Origin of the sequence: Rhizobium sp. BK008 (assembly GCF_014197345.1) — a bacterium.
GTDB classification, from domain to species: domain Bacteria; phylum Pseudomonadota; class Alphaproteobacteria; order Rhizobiales; family Rhizobiaceae; genus Rhizobium; species Rhizobium anhuiense.
In genome coordinates this window covers 37,274-53,903 of the sequence record NZ_JACIFK010000010.1, presented here as the reverse complement: position 1 = coordinate 53,903, position 16,630 = coordinate 37,274, and the positions used below count along the sequence as shown (strand labels likewise).

At 58.8% G+C, this 16,630-nt stretch carries 14 protein-coding genes; 10 read left to right on the top strand and 4 right to left on the bottom strand.

The features are described 5' to 3' along the window. Position 1 precedes the first annotated feature (1 nt). The gene (gene ligD, locus FHT69_RS29525; protein ID WP_183906334.1) at positions 2–2,512 is read left to right on the top strand and encodes a DNA ligase D; all 2,511 of its coding nucleotides are present in this window, start codon (positions 2–4) and stop codon (positions 2,510–2,512) included. 22 nt (positions 2,513–2,534) lie between these two features. Here the strand turns inward: ligD and FHT69_RS29520 are convergent, their stop codons facing one another. After that, positions 2,535–3,338 (bottom strand): Ku protein, encoded by an 804-nt coding sequence (locus tag FHT69_RS29520; protein WP_028757623.1) that lies wholly within the window; start codon positions 3,336–3,338, stop codon positions 2,535–2,537. A gap of 481 nt (positions 3,339–3,819) precedes the next feature. On the opposite strand from FHT69_RS29520, the gene FHT69_RS29515 reads away from it, so the two are divergent. After that, the gene (locus FHT69_RS29515) at positions 3,820–5,154 is read left to right on the top strand and encodes an O-antigen ligase family protein (RefSeq protein ID WP_047613565.1); all 1,335 of its coding nucleotides are present in this window, start codon (positions 3,820–3,822) and stop codon (positions 5,152–5,154) included. A gap of 50 nt (positions 5,155–5,204) precedes the next feature. Here FHT69_RS29515 and FHT69_RS29510 read toward each other — a convergent pair whose 3' ends face one another. Next, positions 5,205–6,350, bottom strand: coding sequence for a right-handed parallel beta-helix repeat-containing protein (locus tag FHT69_RS29510; protein WP_183904537.1), 1,146 nt, complete (start codon positions 6,348–6,350; stop codon positions 5,205–5,207). 596 nt (positions 6,351–6,946) lie between these two features. Between FHT69_RS29510 and FHT69_RS29505 the strand changes: the two genes are divergently transcribed. Beyond that, a complete protein-coding gene (locus FHT69_RS29505; protein WP_028755595.1) occupies positions 6,947–8,791 on the top strand; it encodes an acyltransferase family protein in 1,845 nt (614 codons plus the stop codon). A gap of 101 nt (positions 8,792–8,892) precedes the next feature. Here the strand turns inward: FHT69_RS29505 and FHT69_RS29500 are convergent, their stop codons facing one another. Both FHT69_RS29500 and FHT69_RS29495 read right to left on the bottom strand, forming a co-directional pair. Further along, positions 8,893–9,543 (bottom strand): esterase/lipase family protein, encoded by a 651-nt coding sequence (locus FHT69_RS29500; RefSeq protein ID WP_183904552.1) that lies wholly within the window; start codon positions 9,541–9,543, stop codon positions 8,893–8,895. A 196-nt stretch (positions 9,544–9,739) separates the two neighbouring features. After that, positions 9,740–10,435: an alpha/beta hydrolase gene (locus tag FHT69_RS29495; protein WP_183904538.1), complete on the bottom strand. Its 696-nt coding sequence runs from the start codon at positions 10,433–10,435 to the stop codon at positions 9,740–9,742. A 584-nt stretch (positions 10,436–11,019) separates the two neighbouring features. Between FHT69_RS29495 and FHT69_RS29490 the strand changes: the two genes are divergently transcribed. The 7 genes from FHT69_RS29490 to FHT69_RS29460 all read left to right on the top strand — a co-directional run bounded on the left by FHT69_RS29490 (position 11,020) and on the right by FHT69_RS29460 (position 16,630). Next, the gene (locus FHT69_RS29490) at positions 11,020–11,502 is read left to right on the top strand and encodes an MSMEG_0572/Sll0783 family nitrogen starvation response protein (protein ID WP_003521909.1); all 483 of its coding nucleotides are present in this window, start codon (positions 11,020–11,022) and stop codon (positions 11,500–11,502) included. A 74-nt stretch (positions 11,503–11,576) separates the two neighbouring features. Further along, positions 11,577–12,623, top strand: coding sequence for a Nit6803 family nitrilase (locus FHT69_RS29485; RefSeq protein WP_097544526.1), 1,047 nt, complete (start codon positions 11,577–11,579; stop codon positions 12,621–12,623). Further along, entirely contained in the window at positions 12,550–13,668 is a 1,119-nt protein-coding gene (locus FHT69_RS29480; RefSeq protein WP_097544525.1) for an MSMEG_0568 family radical SAM protein, read from the top strand. Before FHT69_RS29485 ends, FHT69_RS29480 begins: the two co-directional genes overlap by 74 nt. Further along, positions 13,665–14,207, top strand: coding sequence for an MSMEG_0567/Sll0786 family nitrogen starvation N-acetyltransferase (locus FHT69_RS29475; protein ID WP_097544524.1), 543 nt, complete (start codon positions 13,665–13,667; stop codon positions 14,205–14,207). The genes FHT69_RS29480 and FHT69_RS29475 overlap by 4 nt, the downstream gene beginning before the upstream one ends. A gap of 2 nt (positions 14,208–14,209) precedes the next feature. Further along, positions 14,210–15,184: a sll0787 family AIR synthase-like protein gene (locus FHT69_RS29470; RefSeq protein ID WP_183906376.1), complete on the top strand. Its 975-nt coding sequence runs from the start codon at positions 14,210–14,212 to the stop codon at positions 15,182–15,184. Continuing rightward, positions 15,181–16,350 carry an MSMEG_0565 family glycosyltransferase gene (locus tag FHT69_RS29465; protein WP_028757315.1) on the top strand — a complete coding sequence of 390 codons (1,170 nt, stop codon included), beginning with the start codon at positions 15,181–15,183 and terminating at the stop codon, positions 16,348–16,350. The genes FHT69_RS29470 and FHT69_RS29465 overlap by 4 nt, the downstream gene beginning before the upstream one ends. Further along, positions 16,343–16,630 carry an MSMEG_0570 family nitrogen starvation response protein gene (locus FHT69_RS29460; protein ID WP_028757314.1) on the top strand — a complete coding sequence of 96 codons (288 nt, stop codon included), beginning with the start codon at positions 16,343–16,345 and terminating at the stop codon, positions 16,628–16,630. The genes FHT69_RS29465 and FHT69_RS29460 overlap by 8 nt, the downstream gene beginning before the upstream one ends.

The following is a 16,630-nucleotide window of genomic DNA, read 5'->3' as shown; positions in this document are numbered from 1 at the left end:
GATGGCTCTCGAAACCTATCAGGCGAAACGCAATTTCAAGCTCACCCCCGAGCCACGCGGACAAAAGGGCCGCAGCAGCGGCAACAGCTTCGTCATTCAGAAGCACGATGCGACCCGGCTGCACTATGATTTCCGGCTGGAGATGGATGGGGTGCTGAAGAGCTGGGCGGTGACGAAAGGACCAAGCCTCAACCCGGAGGATAAGCGGCTCGCCGTGCATGTCGAAGATCACCCGCTCTCCTATGGCGATTTCGAGGGCATTATCCCGAAGGGGCAATATGGCGGCGGCACCGTCATCGTCTGGGATCGCGGCACCTGGACGCCGCATGGCGATGCGCACAAGGCCTACCGCAAAGGCCATATGGAATTCGAACTCGACGGCGAGAAGCTGAAAGGCCGCTGGCATCTCGTGCGCATGCACGGCCGGCCCGGTGAAAAGCGTGAGAACTGGCTCTTGATCAAGGGCGACGACGCCGAGGCGCGCCATGACGGCGACATCCTCGACGAACGGCCGGAATCGGCCAAAACGGGCCGGCAGCTCGAAGAGGTGGCGGATAATCCCGAAGCGACCTGGAATTCCAAAGCGAAGAACGGCAAAGGGATTGCCGTCAAAAGACCGGCTCCGAAGGCAAAAGCAGCCGCACCCCGGGAACGCGACTGGCCGAAGGGCGCGCGCCAGGCCGCGATGCCGGATTTCATCGAGCCGGCGCTCGCCAAGCTGAAGCCGAAGCCGCCGGCGGACGATCGCTGGATCCATGAGATCAAGTTCGACGGCTATCGCCTGCAGGTCAGGATCCGGGACGGCGAGGTCAGGATGCTGACCCGCAGCGGGCTCGACTGGACACCAAAATTCGGCAAGGACGTGCTCGATGCGTTCGCCGCCCTGCCGGTGCGATCGGCGGTGATCGACGGCGAGATCGTCGTCGAGCGCGATACTGGCGCCTCGGATTTCTCGGCGCTGCAGCAGGATCTGAGCCAAGGCCGCGATGACCGCTTCGTCTACTATGCCTTCGATCTTCTGTATCTCGACGGCCACAGCCTGCTCAACGCGACGCTCCTCGATCGCAAACATCTGCTCGAAACCCTGATACTCGGCGACGACGACAAGCTGCGCTACAGCGCGCATTTCAACGAAAGCGGCGGACTGGTACTCGACCATGCCTGCCGGCTCAGCCTCGAAGGCGTGATCTCCAAGCTGCGCGACAGCAAATATACGTCGGGACGGAAGGGCGAGTGGATCAAGTCGAAATGCTCGCATCGCCAGGAATTCGTCATCGGCGGCTACGTTCCGTCGACATCGATGAAGAATGCGATCGGCTCGCTGGCGATGGGGTATTACCAAAACGGCGAACTCAGACATGTCGGCCGTGTCGGCACCGGCTATACGGTGGCAACGGCGCAGATGCTCCATGAGAAGCTGTCGCGGCTGACGCAGAGCGAGAATTCCTTCGACGACAAACTGACATCGGAGGAACGGCGCGGGCTGATCTATGTGAAACCGCAACTGGTCGGCGAAGTGGAATTCCGCGCCTGGTCGGCCGACGGCAATCTGCGCCATGCCGCCTTCCGCGGCCTGCGCGAGGACAAGCCGGCAAAGGACGTGACGCGCGAAACGGAAAAGACCACAGCCCGCGCTTTGCCGAAATCGGCGGTGGCGCTCACCCATCCCGACCGCATCTACTGGCCGGACGAGGGCGTTACCAAGGAGGGCCTGGCGAATTACTACGCCCAGGTGTGGCGCTTCATGGCGCCCTATGTCGTCAACCGGCCCCTGGCGCTGCTGCGTCTGCCCGACGGGATCGAGGGCCGGCAGCGGTTCTTCCAGAAACATGCCTGGAAGGGCATGAACCCGCATATCGGCGAGATAACCGATCCGAAGGACAAGCAGGGCGAGAAGCTGCTGCGCATTACCGATTTCGATGGCGTCGTGGCGCTGGTGCAATCGGCCGTGCTGGAAATCCACCCCTGGGGTGCGACGACCGACAATTGGGAAAAGCCTGACATGATCACCATGGACCTCGACCCCGGCGAGGAGGTGGCGTGGGAGAATGTGATCGCCGCGGCTTACGAATTGAAGGAACGGCTGGAGGCCGAGGGTCTCGCCGCTTTCGTCAAGACCACAGGCGGCAAGGGGCTGCATGTGGTGACGCCGCTTGCACCGAAAGCCGGCTGGCTGGAGGTGAAGGGCTTTGCCAAATGGCTTGCCGACAGCATGTCGGCCGACGATCCCCAGCGCTATCTCGCGACGGCGACCAAAGCCAAGCGCCAGGGAAGGATCTTCATCGACTATCTCCGCAACGGCCGCGGCAATACGGCGGTCGCACCCTATTCGACGCGGGCAAGGCCGGGGGCTGCGGTGTCGATGCCACTGGAATGGGATGAGCTCACCGCCGACATCGGGCCGGCCTATTTCACGGTGGACAACACGCCGACGCGGCTGGACGCCTTGCCGAGAGATCCTTGGGACGGGTTTTTCGCAGCAGCGAAACCGCTGGAAAAGAAAAAGCGATAGCGGATCGGCAATACCCTTTCGCCTAATGCGGTTTGCGCCCGCTCTCAGCAGCCAGGCTCTTTTTCAATGCATCCATGATGTTGATGACGTTACCGGTCGACTTCACCGGGGCGGGCTTTTTCGCGGGCGCGGTCTTCTTCAGGCTCTTCTGCTTGCCGCGGATCATCGCCTTCAGGCGTTTCTGAATCGGATCCTGCACCATGGTGGGGCTCCAATCCTTGGTCTCTTCCTTCACCAGTTGCTTCATCAGCGTCAGCAGCTTGCTGTCGATCTCGGTGTTGCTATCGAGTTCGGCTATGGGATCACGCACCTCGTCGCCATAACGCAGGGTCCAGAGAACGATGCCTTTGCCTTGCGGCTCCAAGAGCACGGCACGCTCCCGACGATAGAGAACCAGACGGGCGATGCCGACGACATCATTCGCCTTCATCGCCTCGCGGATGACGCAGAAGGCTTCCACCCCGACCTTGTCCTCGGGCGCCAGAAAATGCGGCTTGTCGTACCAGATCCAGTCGATCGAGCCGCGCGGCACGAAACTGTCGATGTCGATGGTGCGGGTGCTTTCGAGCCCGACCTCCTCGATTTCCTCGTCTTCGAGCAGAACATAATCGTCCTCGCCGCGCGGATAACCCTTCACCTGGTCCCGCTCGGCCACAGGTTTGTGGGTGACGCTGTCGACATAACGGCTTTCGACGCGGTTCTTCGTCTGGCGATTGAGGACATGGAAACGAACCTTGTTGCTTTCGGTCGTGGCCGGCGTCAGCGAGACGGCGGCGGTGACCAGCGAGAGCTTGAGATAGCCTTTCCAGAATGTCTGACGTGCCATGTCTGTCCTGCCTCCCGGACATGGTTGGGCATCGTTATAAACGGCCTGTTCGGTCTTTGGTTCCGGGAGCTGATGAGGTTTCGATTGACGACGACGGCCAGCGTCGCGGCGCGCGGCAGCGGGTGGCTCGAACCAGTTGGGCGCGACATATTGGAAGGTTTAGCAAACTGGATTCGAGGAATGATATGGCTTAAAGTGGCGCCACATGGCGGGTTAAAGCAGGAACTGTAGCAATAACTCGTTGGTCTGGCTCATGAATTTCGCGCCAACCATATACTGCAGGAAGAGCGACGTGTCGGCTGTTTTGGATTGTGGGAGTGGTCAACCGATCGAAATCTATCGATTTGTGATGGGTCGTAGACAGAAACCAGTGTCGATGATTTCAATGTCGCATACAGAGTCCAGCAGAGGTAAATTGTAATTTTGGCTCAGTCCTATTTCGAATAGGAACATCCCGGAACATGAGATAGAAGAGCTCTTAATGGCGATACAAGACGCGTCTATAGCACGAGACTATTATCAAGGCAGCCACCGTCGGCGGACTGCTTCCAGATGGCGCGTCAGACGGGACGTGCTGGCGAAGCTGGTGCTTACTGTCGCATTTTACGCCGCACTTTGGCGGGCGACCGGCATGTGGTACGGACTGCCGGCAAATTTCGATGACGGCGCGTCGGTAGATCCGCTTCCGATGAAGCTGATGCTTTACAGCCTTATCCCGTTGTCCGGTTTGTATTTTCTGTTGGAACAACGGCAATTCATACGGACCTTTTCAAGAATTTCGCCTCTCATCGGGGTCGTTGCCATTTCCTGTCTGACATCAATCGTGTTCTCGATTGACAGAGGGGCGTCTTTAAAGGGATTGGCCGCCGTCATTGTTCTTGCGCTCCCGCCGCTGCTTTATCGCGCGCGGTATGGCAACGTGGAAGCGTTTCGCATCCTGGGGCGTTTTGCGATCGCGGCCGCATTTATCAATGTTCTCTATACTGCCGCTTTCCCGCAATTTGCCATCATGCGTGGCAGCTACGCCGGCATGGTAAAGGGGGCGTTTTACCACAAGAATACGTTGGGACAATTTTGCTCGGTCAGCTTCGTGTGCCTGTTGTCGACGCAGAAGCTAGGCCGACTTCGTTACAGCACGCTTGTACGGTGGGCTGCGATGCTTTGCCTCCTCGCTTTGATTGTAGCGACAAAGTCGTCGACCGCGGTTGTATTGACGATGTTCGGCAGTGTCATGCTGTATGCGATCCGGATTATCCACGTCTATCCAAATCGCCTTTTTCGCTCATTTGTCGTCGCTCTGCTGTTTCTTCTGGTGGGTTTTGCCGCCAGTTTCATTTATTTGGGTGTGGCCTCTGCCGTTGCTGAAGCTTTCGGCAAAGACCTTACTTTCTCGGGGCGCACCAACATCTGGGAACAGCTGTTTCCGCTGATATGGGATAGGCCTTTAACCGGCTATGGCTTTGCGATGTTCCGCCAGCCCGATGTCATGGAGGAATACGTCAAGGTGACGTTCGACGCGCGGTCGACGCACAACACCTATCTCGAACTTGCCCTCAATATCGGCATTCCCGGTATAGGCGCATGGGTCTTGTTTTTGGTGACTCGTCTGTTCCGAAAGATGACAATCGTCGAAGCCGATCAAGAGCGATCGGGCGCCAGACGGAAGGAGATCGTGATTATCATCCTGATTATGCTTGGCTCCATGACAGAGGCAGGGATGATGCTCGCACCTTTTATTCTCTGGCCACACACTGTGATTGCACTCTCCGAGCTGCGTCCGAGGCTGTTGGCAAACCGGAGACCGCGTGAGGCTTGAGACACGGAGGCTTCACGGGGGCTCCGCTCCGCCTGGTCTCAGTGTGGCGATTAAGTCGAGAGATAGCGCTTCTGCCAAGGCAGCATGTTTTCTTGCCATGCGCGCGGCGTGAAATCGTCATAGGCCGTCTCGGCAATCGCCAACATCCAATTCTGCCTCTTGCGGGCCAGCAAGACGCATGACAATTCCATGCCAGGCTCGATCGCAATGGAGGGCCGGTTGGCGCCTGATATATCGATCCCCTTGTCCCGCCACTGGATGCGGATTTCGTCGGGCTCGGATGTCCATTCGCCGGAGGAAACGGAAGCCTTTCCGTCCGGCTTGATGCGAAGCGGCGGCGGCGTGACGTTCAGAAAGCTGCCGTCGTTGAGATAGTTGCCTTCGACTTCCCCTGCGGTCGCTTTGCCGTTTCCTTTCAGAAAGATGTCCTGCTTGCACCGCAAGAATATGTTGCGTCGAAAACTTCCAGACCACGGCCGATTGGCGAAAAACCCGATCTCACAGTCGCTGATCACGTTATCGTGGATATTCATGTCCTTGCGAAATGCCAGGCTCTGGTCCGAGTAACCGCTCAAACTCACGCCACGATTGCTGTTCTCGATCCGGTTGTCATAAACATGGTGGCCAGCATGGTCGACTTGATCGCCAACCCCATACCCGAAGGAATAATCATTCATCTTGCCGTCACGCATGACGTTACTGCGCACGACGGCATCGTCGCCGATCGATGAAAAGGAGAAATTCTTCCCCCCGATGAAATTGTATTCAACATGGTATTGTCGCGTTCTGCCGCAAACCAGCGCCCCCTTGTTGGATGTGCTGGTCGGCGACTGAAGAAAAAGGTTGCCCCGAACCACCACATTGGAGCTCACATTGCGGTCGTCGTTTTCGTAGGCGAATTGGCAGCAATCCGCTCCCTCGCCGGGCGCCGGGCCGACGCGGTTGTTCTCCAGCAACACGTCCGACGTCATTGTAAGGTAAATGCCGTCGCCCTTCACATTCTCGGTCTCACAGCGCCGTATGACGAGATTCCTGCCATTGTGAAATTTGAAGCCGCGGGGAGAATTCTTGACGATAACGTCTTCGACCACCGTATCGGAAAACACCTGATAGGCGACGCCGATGTCCGGAGCGCCGTCGATGACCTGTCCCCGTGTGGATGCACCGTGAATTTTCTTTCGCAAGATGGCGGGCATCGGATCTCCATTCGATACGGTTACAGCTCGTAATAATGAGGGGTCGTGTGGCGGATGTTTGAATATCTGGAAATTATCTTGACCTGAACGACCGCTGAGAAATCCATGTAAATTGACCCCTGACGTCCCGGCCACATGGGCTGAAACTGTGTCTGGCCAGTTGCGTGCTCTGCGCTGGGATCGCCGTCCGGCACTCTGTTGGTCACACGTTCGCCCAATTTGGCCTGCAAGCCATCCTGGCAATGCCGCGCTGCGTTCCAGCAGTCAATGTTAAATCGCCCGTCAGTCTTATGGCCTGAGTTGTGGAACCGTTGAAAGGCAGCTGTAAAATGTGCCCTTTAGTTGAATCACCGTCGAAATGAGAAGCGGATGGACATCGCTCTCGTTCTCGCCGGCTTCATCGGACGAATGGTAAAATAAGCAATAACCCTAAAACACCCGATGAACCTTGCGGCCCCTCCGCTGCTCTTCAGGTCGTCTCTCGCTGTGGACAGAAGCCCGTCTAAGGCGAGTAGTTTTCATTTCACCCTGATGCTGGTTGCATATTGACCGGTCTCACGGTACGAAATCCTGGGAGGCCAAATATCGAGGCCCAAATGATTACGCATCGTCAAGATATCGACGGCCTGCGTGCCGTAGCCGTAATTTTTGTGATTCTTTATCACTGTGGATTTGACCGCATTCTCCCCGGTGGATTTATCGGGGTGGACATTTTTTTCGTGATCTCGGGCTACCTGATTACCAAAATCATTCTTGCTGACGTTGGGGATGGCCGATTCTCGATTGGCAACTTTTATAGTCGCCGCGCAAAACGAATTCTTCCCGCTGTCGTGGTCATGTATGCCGTTGTGATGGCGGCTTCTTATTTTACGATGCTGCCCGACGAAAGCTTGCGGGTCTTTAAGTCTGTCACTTCCTCAGCGCTTTTTGCCTCAAATGCTTATTTCTATTTTACAACTGGATATTTCGATGATTCCTCGGAATTCAATCCAGTCCTGCACACATGGTCGTTGTCGGTCGAAGAGCAGTTCTACGTCTTTTTTCCCCTGATCGTCATGCTGGCAAGCCGATATGGGCGCAGGGCAACCGGGATGGCCATAGCCGGGCTTTTTGCGGTCAGTATCATTGCTTCCATTATCACTGTTCCAATCAACCGCTCCGCAGCCTTTTATCTTGTACAGTATCGCGCCTGGGAACTGCTCGTCGGCGCTCTCATCGCAGGACCGGCACTGCCGAAATTCGCTGATGCGCGGATCAACGATGTGCTTTCGGCAATCGGTGCTTTGCTCATCTGTCTCAGCGCATTGCTGCTGTCGAAGACGTCCGAGTTTCCCGGATTGACGGCGTTGCCCGCGACCGCAGGCACGGCGCTGATCATCTGGACCGGCCCAGGCACACTTGTCAGCAAGCTACTCTCATTGAGGGTCGCCACTGCCATAGGCTTGATCTCATACTCCCTCTATCTGTGGCATTGGCCGATTTGGGTGTTTTCGAACCAGTACGGGGCATGGGAGCATGGCTGGCAATTGGTGCCGATCGCTTTGAGTCTCGTCGTCGCATATGTTTCGTGGCGATTTGTCGAAACGCCGTTCCGAACAATGAGATACCGACCTGCCGTGTCGGTAGCCGCCGGGGCTGCTTCAATCGCATCGGTAGCAATGCTGGCATTTGTCGGGCAACTCGCGGCCGATCAAATGAAAGAGGACAACACGGCCGTTGAACGGGTGGCGGAATTTGCTGACTACGACCCTTCGAAGGCCTTTCGCAGTGGACAATGCTTCCTCACGTCAAACGACGGCATCGAAAAATATGATCGTGATGCCTGCCTGGCGCTATCAGACAATCAGCAAAACATAGCGCTTGTCGGTGATAGTCACGCCGCTCATCTATATCCCGGACTAAGGGCGCTTTCGGGGGCCAATGTCATTCAAGCGAACGCATCAGGATGTCGTCCCACTCTCGACGCCGAAGGCGAAGAACGCTGCATCGAACTCATGAACTACATGTTCAAGGATTTCTTGCCGAGCCATAAAGTCGATGTTCTCGTATTGGCTGGACGCTGGACAAAAGATGACGCGAAACTCATCAGGAAGACGGTGGATTACCTATCACCGTTTGCCAAAAAGATCGTCGTCTTCGGACCAGTGGCAGAGTATAAATCATCCCTGCCGCGGTTGCTCGCACACAGTCTCTACGACAAGCAACCATTTAAAGCCGCCGATCATCTGGTGCCTCGACAACACATCGGTCTGGACATTCAAGACGCGTTGGCCGGAAGCGGGGCAACATACATCTCTACCTATAAGACGATGTGCAACCCAGATTGTGTGGTGTGGACAAAAAGCGGAGACCCAGTCCAATTCGACTATGGGCACTTCACCGCCGACGGCTCCCGCATTCTGATTTCAAGAGTTAAGCAGGCCCTCGTCGTTCAGCGATAAGCGCATGCCCATCATCGCGCTTTTTGTTGAACTTATCCTTCGATAGCGGTGCAGCAGGGATTAAGGCGAGGGCATGTGCGGATGTTTGAATATTCGGACATTCAGATTGTAAAACGCCCATCTTTCAGAAACGACAGGGTTTGGCGCCACATCGTCCTGTTGACGGGTAGGAAAGTGTGGTTGGCGGGAATGACGATATGCGCCGCCGCGCCGTCGAGACGTGTGCTCTCCACCGAAACCTTTCCATCATTCGGAACCCCGAGGCCGATGACAAGGGAAGAGACCGGGTCAATGGTCCGATTGCCGGCGATGATGCCAAGTTCGTAATCGACCGTGCCGAACAGCTTCGCCATTGCGGTCTGATCGGTAATCAGCTGCTGGCCTGCCGGTCCATAGACCTTCCTGTATAAGGACCAGCCCTTGAGGAAATCGGCGATCTGGCTGCCGTTGTTCGGCGTTCCGACCATGACCACTCTACCGAGGTTGGCTGGGCGATAACGCGTGAGAAACGCCCGGATGATCAGCCCGCCCATCGAATAACCGACGAAATGGAGACGGCCGTCTCCTGCCGCCGTCGCAGCGCCGTCGATCTCCGGTCGAACGATGTCGATGAGGTCACTGATCGAAAACCTGGTGGAGGGGTAACCGACATTCACAACCCGATAACCGTGGCCGGACAGGAAGCCGGCGAGCTTCTCCATGCTCTTCTTCGTCCGAGCAATGCCGTGAAAAAGAATGACTGTGTCGTTCATCATCTGTCCGCTCAACGCGCCGCTATCGATCAAGCCCCTATCCTGTAGCGTGCAAGCGTGAAGCTTGTCGATTGATGCCGGAGGGTTTCGTCGTGCCGTGCGCCTTCTCCAACGCCGGAGCATGGAGGGCGGAAGCGATCAAGCAGATGATCGAGCGGGGGCGCTTATTCTCACGCCCCCACAAGCATCTTTGTTCTTACTTCGAGATGGCTACCACTGCCTCATCGATAAAGGCTGCGACCTCCAGAGGCTTTGAATGCGGCAAGGCATGACTTGCCTCCAAGGTCACGACTTTCCGAGCATTGAGACGAGTCGACATTGCTGCCTGGTTTCCAGGAGCAATCATTCTGTCTTCGCTTGCTATTTGATACCAGGACGGCTTCTTCCTCCAGGCTGGAGCGGTGATGACGTCGCCAAAGGTGCCTGCAAGCGGCGCTTTTTGGGTGGCCGCCAAAACGAAAGCATCTTCGAGGGATATATCCTGGCAGAAGCTTTCGTGAAATTTGTCGGCCTTGAGCCATAGGTAGCTGTCGCTGTCCGGCTCGATATTGGCCATTGCCGCAGGCGGATGCCGTTGCGTGATAGCGCCTGGACTTTCACCTTCGTCGGGAGCGAATGCGGCGATATAGACAAGCCCCGCGACATTCGGTTGATCTCCCGCTTCGGTGATGACCGCGCCACCGTAGGAATGACCGACGAGCAGAACCGGTCCTTTCTGCTGGGCCACCATCTTGCGTGTCCGTTCAGCGTCCTCAGCAAGCGACGTCAACGGCAGTTCGACGGCGCGAACGGATTGATAACCCCTCCGCGCCAGTTCGAGTATGACCTTGCCCCAATGTGCGGCTCCACCCCAAAAGCCATGCACCAGAATGATCGTAGGTTTATTACTCATAGTTTTCTCCTATTTCGTGGAAAGAGCGACGCGGCCTGATCGGCGACAACGGAATCCGAGCATCTTTTTCGCCTCCTTCCTCCACCGTCGACGGAGTTGGCGACTTATTCCGCTGACCAACGAGCGGCCCTATATATACATCCAAGTGCTCTAATTGATTGCATTCAATATAGCTAAGCCGTTCCGATTGATGCGATAAGGCATCTTGACGCAGACCTCCCTCGGAAGCGAGCCGCTTCCGTTGCCAGGCGCTGCCAGCACCAGAAGGCGGGTGCGAGTCTGAGCACCCATCCCAAAAGCCCGGCGTAAACGGGTTGCCGGGGCTCACGCCACAAGTATTATGCTCCCTCATGCTGATTGACGCGCAATTGAATGCATCTGTTTTGAGCTTTCGTGCATTCGATTTTTGCACTCGATCGCCTATAAAATCGGCTTTAAAACTCTCTCCTTCAAAATTGATAGCATAATTGAATGTATTATTTGTCAATTTGATTGCTATTTATGCATAATCAATCTGGCATGTGGCTTGCAATTGGATGGATGCTCCCCGGATGGGGATCGGATTTCAAACCAAGGAGCCATCCATGCCCGCAGTGACCAAGCCCGCCAATCAAAAAGGCGACTTTCTTGTCAATTACGAGGAAAAGGTTTTTGAGGACGTACAGGCCGGCGAAGGGGAAAAAGCCCTCGTCACCTTCCATACCGTGGCGTTCGAAGGATCGATCGGATTCGTCAACCTGCTGCAGGCGACGCGCCTGAAGCGGAAGGGGTTCGAGACCTCGGTCCTTCTCTACGGCCCGGGCGTCACGCTCGGCGTCCAGCGCGGTTTTCCGACGCTCGGCGCGGAGGCCTTTCCCGGCCATCTGAATTTCAACAACCAGATCGTCAAGTTCATGGAAGAAGGTGGCAAGGTCTATGCGTGCCGTTTTGCCCTTCAGGCGCTTTACGGCCATGGCGAAGGCGCATTGATCCCCGGCATCACGCCGATCAGTCCGCTCGACGTTCTCGACTTGATCCTGATCCATCGCCGCGACGGCGCCTTCATCCTCGACACCTGGACGCTCTGAGCAGCAACCGCCCCAAAGAATAGGGGCGGAGTCCTGGCGCTCCGCCTACCCGCCCGTCAATCGAGGATTTCGTCATGGAGAAAAAAATGAGCGTCCGGGTTGCCGCCGCGCAGATCGCGCCGGATCTGACCTCGCGCGAGAAAACCTTGGCCCGCGTGCTGGATGCAATTCGTGAAGCCGCGACCAAAGCCGCCGAGCTGATCGTCTTTCCCGAAACCTTCGTCCCCTGGTACCCCTATTTTTCTTTCGTGCTGCCTCCCGTTCTCTCCGGCAAGGAGCATGTGCGACTTTACGAGGAAGCCGTCACGGTGCCGAGTGCCGCCACCGATGCCGTCTCGGCAGCCGCCCGCGAGCATGGCATCGTCGTAGCGCTTGGCGTCAACGAGCGCGACCACGGATCGCTCTATAATGCCCAGCTGCTGTTTGATGCCGATGGCACACTCCTCCTCAAGCGTCGCAAGATCACCCCGACTTTTCACGAGCGGATGATCTGGGGCCAGGGCGACGCCTCCGGCCTGAAGGTGGTCGACAGCGCCGTCGGACGCCTTGGCGCGCTGGCCTGCTGGGAGCACTACAACCCTCTGGCCCGCTACGCCCTGATGGCGCAGCACGAGGACATCCATATCGCCCAGTTTCCGGGCTCGATGGTCGGGCCGATTTTTGCCGACCAGATGGAAGTCACCATCCGCCACCACGCGCTGGAAAGCGGCTGCTTCGTGGTCAATGCCACGGGCTGGCTGACCGACGAGCAGATCGCTTCCATTGCTCCCGACGCGGGCCTGCAGAAGGCCCTGCGCGGCGGCTGCATGACTGCAATCATCTCGCCCGAAGGCAAACACGTCGTGCCGCCGCTGACGGAAGGCGAAGGCATCCTGATCGCCGATCTCGACATGAGCCTGATCGTGAAGCGCAAGCGGATGATGGATTCGGTCGGCCATTATGCCCGGCCCGAGCTGCTGCATCTTGTCATGGACGGCCGCGCCACCGCGCCGATGGTCACCACCACCCAGCCATCCCTCCCAACAGCCGAAGCAAGGACCCTTTCCGATGGAGAATACGACACATCTGCCGACCGAGATTCTGATCAACGAATTGCAGTCCTACGGAGCCCGGCTCGTTGACCCCAAGGCCGGACATGAAAGCCGCCGCGGTGGTGCCGGACCTTCCGACCACAAGGCGCTGACCATTGACGGCATGACGGTGATGGTGCCGGTTCACACCGCACCTGCATTCGAGAGTCCCTATCTGGTGGAAAAGCCGGATGATATGGGCCGCAGCCGTATCAGCCGGGATGGCAGGGTGCTGGGTGAGGTTTCCTTTCCCTTGCGCCCACGCTTCTACGAGCGCTCGACCGCCGACGGCATTCCCTATTCGCAGATCGCGGTTCTGCACGGCAAGGACGTGCTCGCCACGACCGTGCTACAGACCTGCATCCGCTATCAGAGCCGCAGCAAGACCTGTCAGTTCTGCGCCATCGGCCAATCGCTGGCAGCCGGCCGCACCATCGCCCACAAGACGCCGGAGCAGCTCGCGGAAGTCGCCAAGGCCGCCGTCGAACTGGACGGCGTCAAACATATGGTGATGACCACCGGCACGCCGAAGGGCGACGACCGCGGCGCTGCGATCCTCGCCGACAGCGCCCGCGCCATCAAGGCGGCCGTCGATATTCCCATCCAGGCGCAATGCGAGCCGCCGGAGGACGATATCTGGTTCACCCGCATGAAGGAGGCCGGCGTCGATGCCCTCGGGATGCATCTGGAGGCCGTGACGCCGGAGGTCCGTGCCCGCATCATGCCGGGCAAGGCGCAGGTCTCGATCGCCAAATACATGGCCTCGTTCAGGGCCGCGGTGGAGGTCTTCGGGCGCGGCCAGGTCTCGACCTATATCCTGGCGGGGCTCGGCGACAGCCGTGAGGCCATTCTGGATATCTGCGAAAAGCTGGTTGCGCTTGGCGTCTATCCCTTCGTCGTGCCCTTCGTGCCGATTTCCGGCACGCCGCTCGAAAGCCACCCGGCGCCCAGGCCTGACTTCATGCACTCGATCCTCGGCCCCTTGTCCAGGATGCTGGTCGACAGCGGCTTGAAGGCCGTCGACATCAAGGCCGGCTGCGGCAAATGCGGCGCCTGCTCTGCCCTTTCCACCTATGAAAGGATGCTCACCAAATGATGCTCGAAGCCTTTGCTCCCTATCGCTCGAGCGAATTCCAGGTGAAATTCGCGACCTCTGCCTGGGAGCGCAGCCAGGCGCATGCGCTGCGCCGTGCCGTCTTCTGCGAGGAACAGCGGATCTTCGAAAGCGATGACCGCGACGCGATCGACGATCACGCCATCCCGATCGTGGCTCTCTCCATGCTGGGCATTGCCGCCGACCAACTTGTGGGAACGGTGCGCATCCATCAGGCCGAACCCGGCATCTGGTGGGGATCAAGACTGGCGGTCCATCCGGATTTTCGCAAGATCGGCGCCTTGGGGGCGACGCTGATCAAGCTCGCCGTGTCCTCCGCCAATGCGATCGGATGCCACACGTTCCTCGCCAATGTGCAGGTTCAGAACGGCCTGCTGTTTCGCAGGCTGCACTGGGATGTCATCGAGGAGTTCGAGGTCTATGGCAAGCCGCATCTGAGGATGAAGGCCGACCTTGCCTATTATCCGCCTTGCGTCACACCCGAGGCAGGCTTCACCGCCCTTTCCAGAAAGGCGGCGTGAAGATGGTCGCGATCGACATCAAGGCCCTGGCGGCCAAACTCTCGACGAGCGGCGGCATCGCCGCCAAGCAGGATATCGGCACGATCGCCGCAAGGCTCGGCCTGCAGGGGCAGCAGATTGCCGTCGGCGACGATTGCGCCGCGCTGCCCGATGGCGACGGTCATCTGCTTTTTGCCATCGAAGGGTTCATGAACGAGTTCGTCGCCGCCGACCCCTGGTTTGCCGGCTGGTGCGGCGTCATGGTCAATATCTCCGACGTCGTTGCCATGGGCGGCCGGCCGATCGCCGTGGTTGATGCCGTCTGGGCCGATGGCGAGGCTGGCGCGACACTCGTTCTGGATGGCATGAGGGCGGCATCCAGCGCCTTTGGCGTGCCGATCGTCGGCGGCCACACCAATATCCGCACCGAACGCGGCCAATTGTCGGTCGCCATTCTCGGTCGCGCCAAGACACTGCTGACGAGCTTCGATGCAAGGCCGGGCGATGTGCTGGTTGCGGCGATCGACCATCGCGGCCGTTACCGCGAACCTTTCAACAACTGGGAGGCCGCCACCGATGCCGCGCCGGCGCGCCTGCGCGGCGACCTCGAGCTGCTGCCCGAGATCGCCGAGGCCGGGCTCGCGCTGTCTGCGAAGGATATCAGCCAGGGCGGCATCATCGGCACCGCCATCATGCTGGCCGAATGTTCGCATGTCGGCATCGATATCGACGTCGCCGCCATTCCCCTGCCGGCCGGTGTCGCTCTCGATCGCTGGCTCGTCACCTTTCCGAGCTTCGGCTATCTGCTCTCGCTCGCGCCGGAACATGCGGCCGATGTCGTCACCCGCTTCACCGCGCGCGGCATCAGCGCCTCGGTCATCGGCGCGGTCGTGGCTGGTGCCGAGGTCGCCCTGGTCGATGGCGAGACCCGCGCAGTGGTGCGCAATCATGCCGAGACACCGCTGCTGCAGCTCGGTCGACAGGATGCCGCCGCATGAACCTTCCGTCGCACCGAACCTTGCGCATTGCGATGCTGACCCATTCCACCAACCCGCGTGGCGGCGTGGTTCATGCCATGCAGCTTTCGGAAGCGCTGACCTCGCTTGGTCATGAGGTGGTCCTGCATGCGCCCGATGCCAAGGGGGCGGGCTTTTTTCGTCAGCCCTCCTGCGGCACCGCCTGCATTGCCGCGGCGCCGGCATCCCCGAACATGACGGAAATGGTCGAGCAGCGGATCGCCGATTATGTCGGCTATTTCCGGAAAACCGGAGCCAATGGCTTCGACCTGTTCCACGCCCATGACGGCATTTCCGGCAATGCGCTGGCGACCCTCAAGCTGGAGGGCCTGATCCCGAGTTTTGCCCGCACCGTCCACCACATCGACCAGTTCGCCGATCCGCGCCTGATGGCTCTGCAGGATCGCGCGATCGATGTGGCCGATATCTTCTTCGCCGTCAGCCGCCTCTGGCGAGACAAGCTCAGAGAGGATCGCGGCATCGAGGCGACAATAGTCGGCAATGGCGTCGATACCAACCGCTTCTCGCCTGCCTGGAACGGCGAGCAGGTCGCTCTGCGCGACAGGCTGCAGCTCGGAAGCGGACCGATCTTCCTCAGTGTCGGCGGCATCGAGGCGCGAAAGAACACCCTCGGCATTCTCGAAGCCTTTCGTCAGGTCCGCGCCATCCGGCCGGATGCCCAGCTTGTCATTGCCGGCGGCGCCTCTCTCCTGGACCATGGCGACTATCAGGAGGAGTTCCGTTCTCACCTCGCCTGCCTCGGTCGGGACGCAGCAGCTGTGCATATCACCGGTGCGATCGCGGATGCCGACATGCCGAGCCTCTACCGGTTGGCGGATGCGCTGGTGTTCCCCTCGCTCAAAGAGGGCTTCGGCCTCGTCGTTCTGGAAGCCATGGCCAGCGGTATTCCGGTCGTGACATCCTCGATTGCGCCCTTCACCGAATATCTGGGTCCCGGCGATGCGATCTGGTGCGATCCGCATCATCCGGTCTCCATTGCCGAAGGCATGGCGCTGGCGCTGGTCGCACCGATCCGCGAGCAGATCATCCCCCGTGGTCTCGAGGTTGCCGCCCGCCATGGCTGGCACCAAACAGCAACAGCCCATCTTGCCCGCTATCACACGCTGCTGGAGGCCGACCATGCCTGAAATGCGGTTCGTCATTGCCTGGCCGGATGGCCGCAAGGAGACCTGTTACTCGCCCTCCCTGGTGATCAAGGACTATTTCGCCGAGGGCCAAAACTATCCGCTGGCCGACTTTCTCGATCGCAGCCGCACGGCACTGACCATCGCCAGCGACAGGGTCAAGGCGAAATACGGCTATCCCTGCGCATTGGCGCTCGGCCAGCTGTCGCGCATCGAACAGGCCGCCACTCCCTATCTCACCGACGCAGAGGCCGAAGTCCGCTGCGAAAGCTTCATCCTTTGA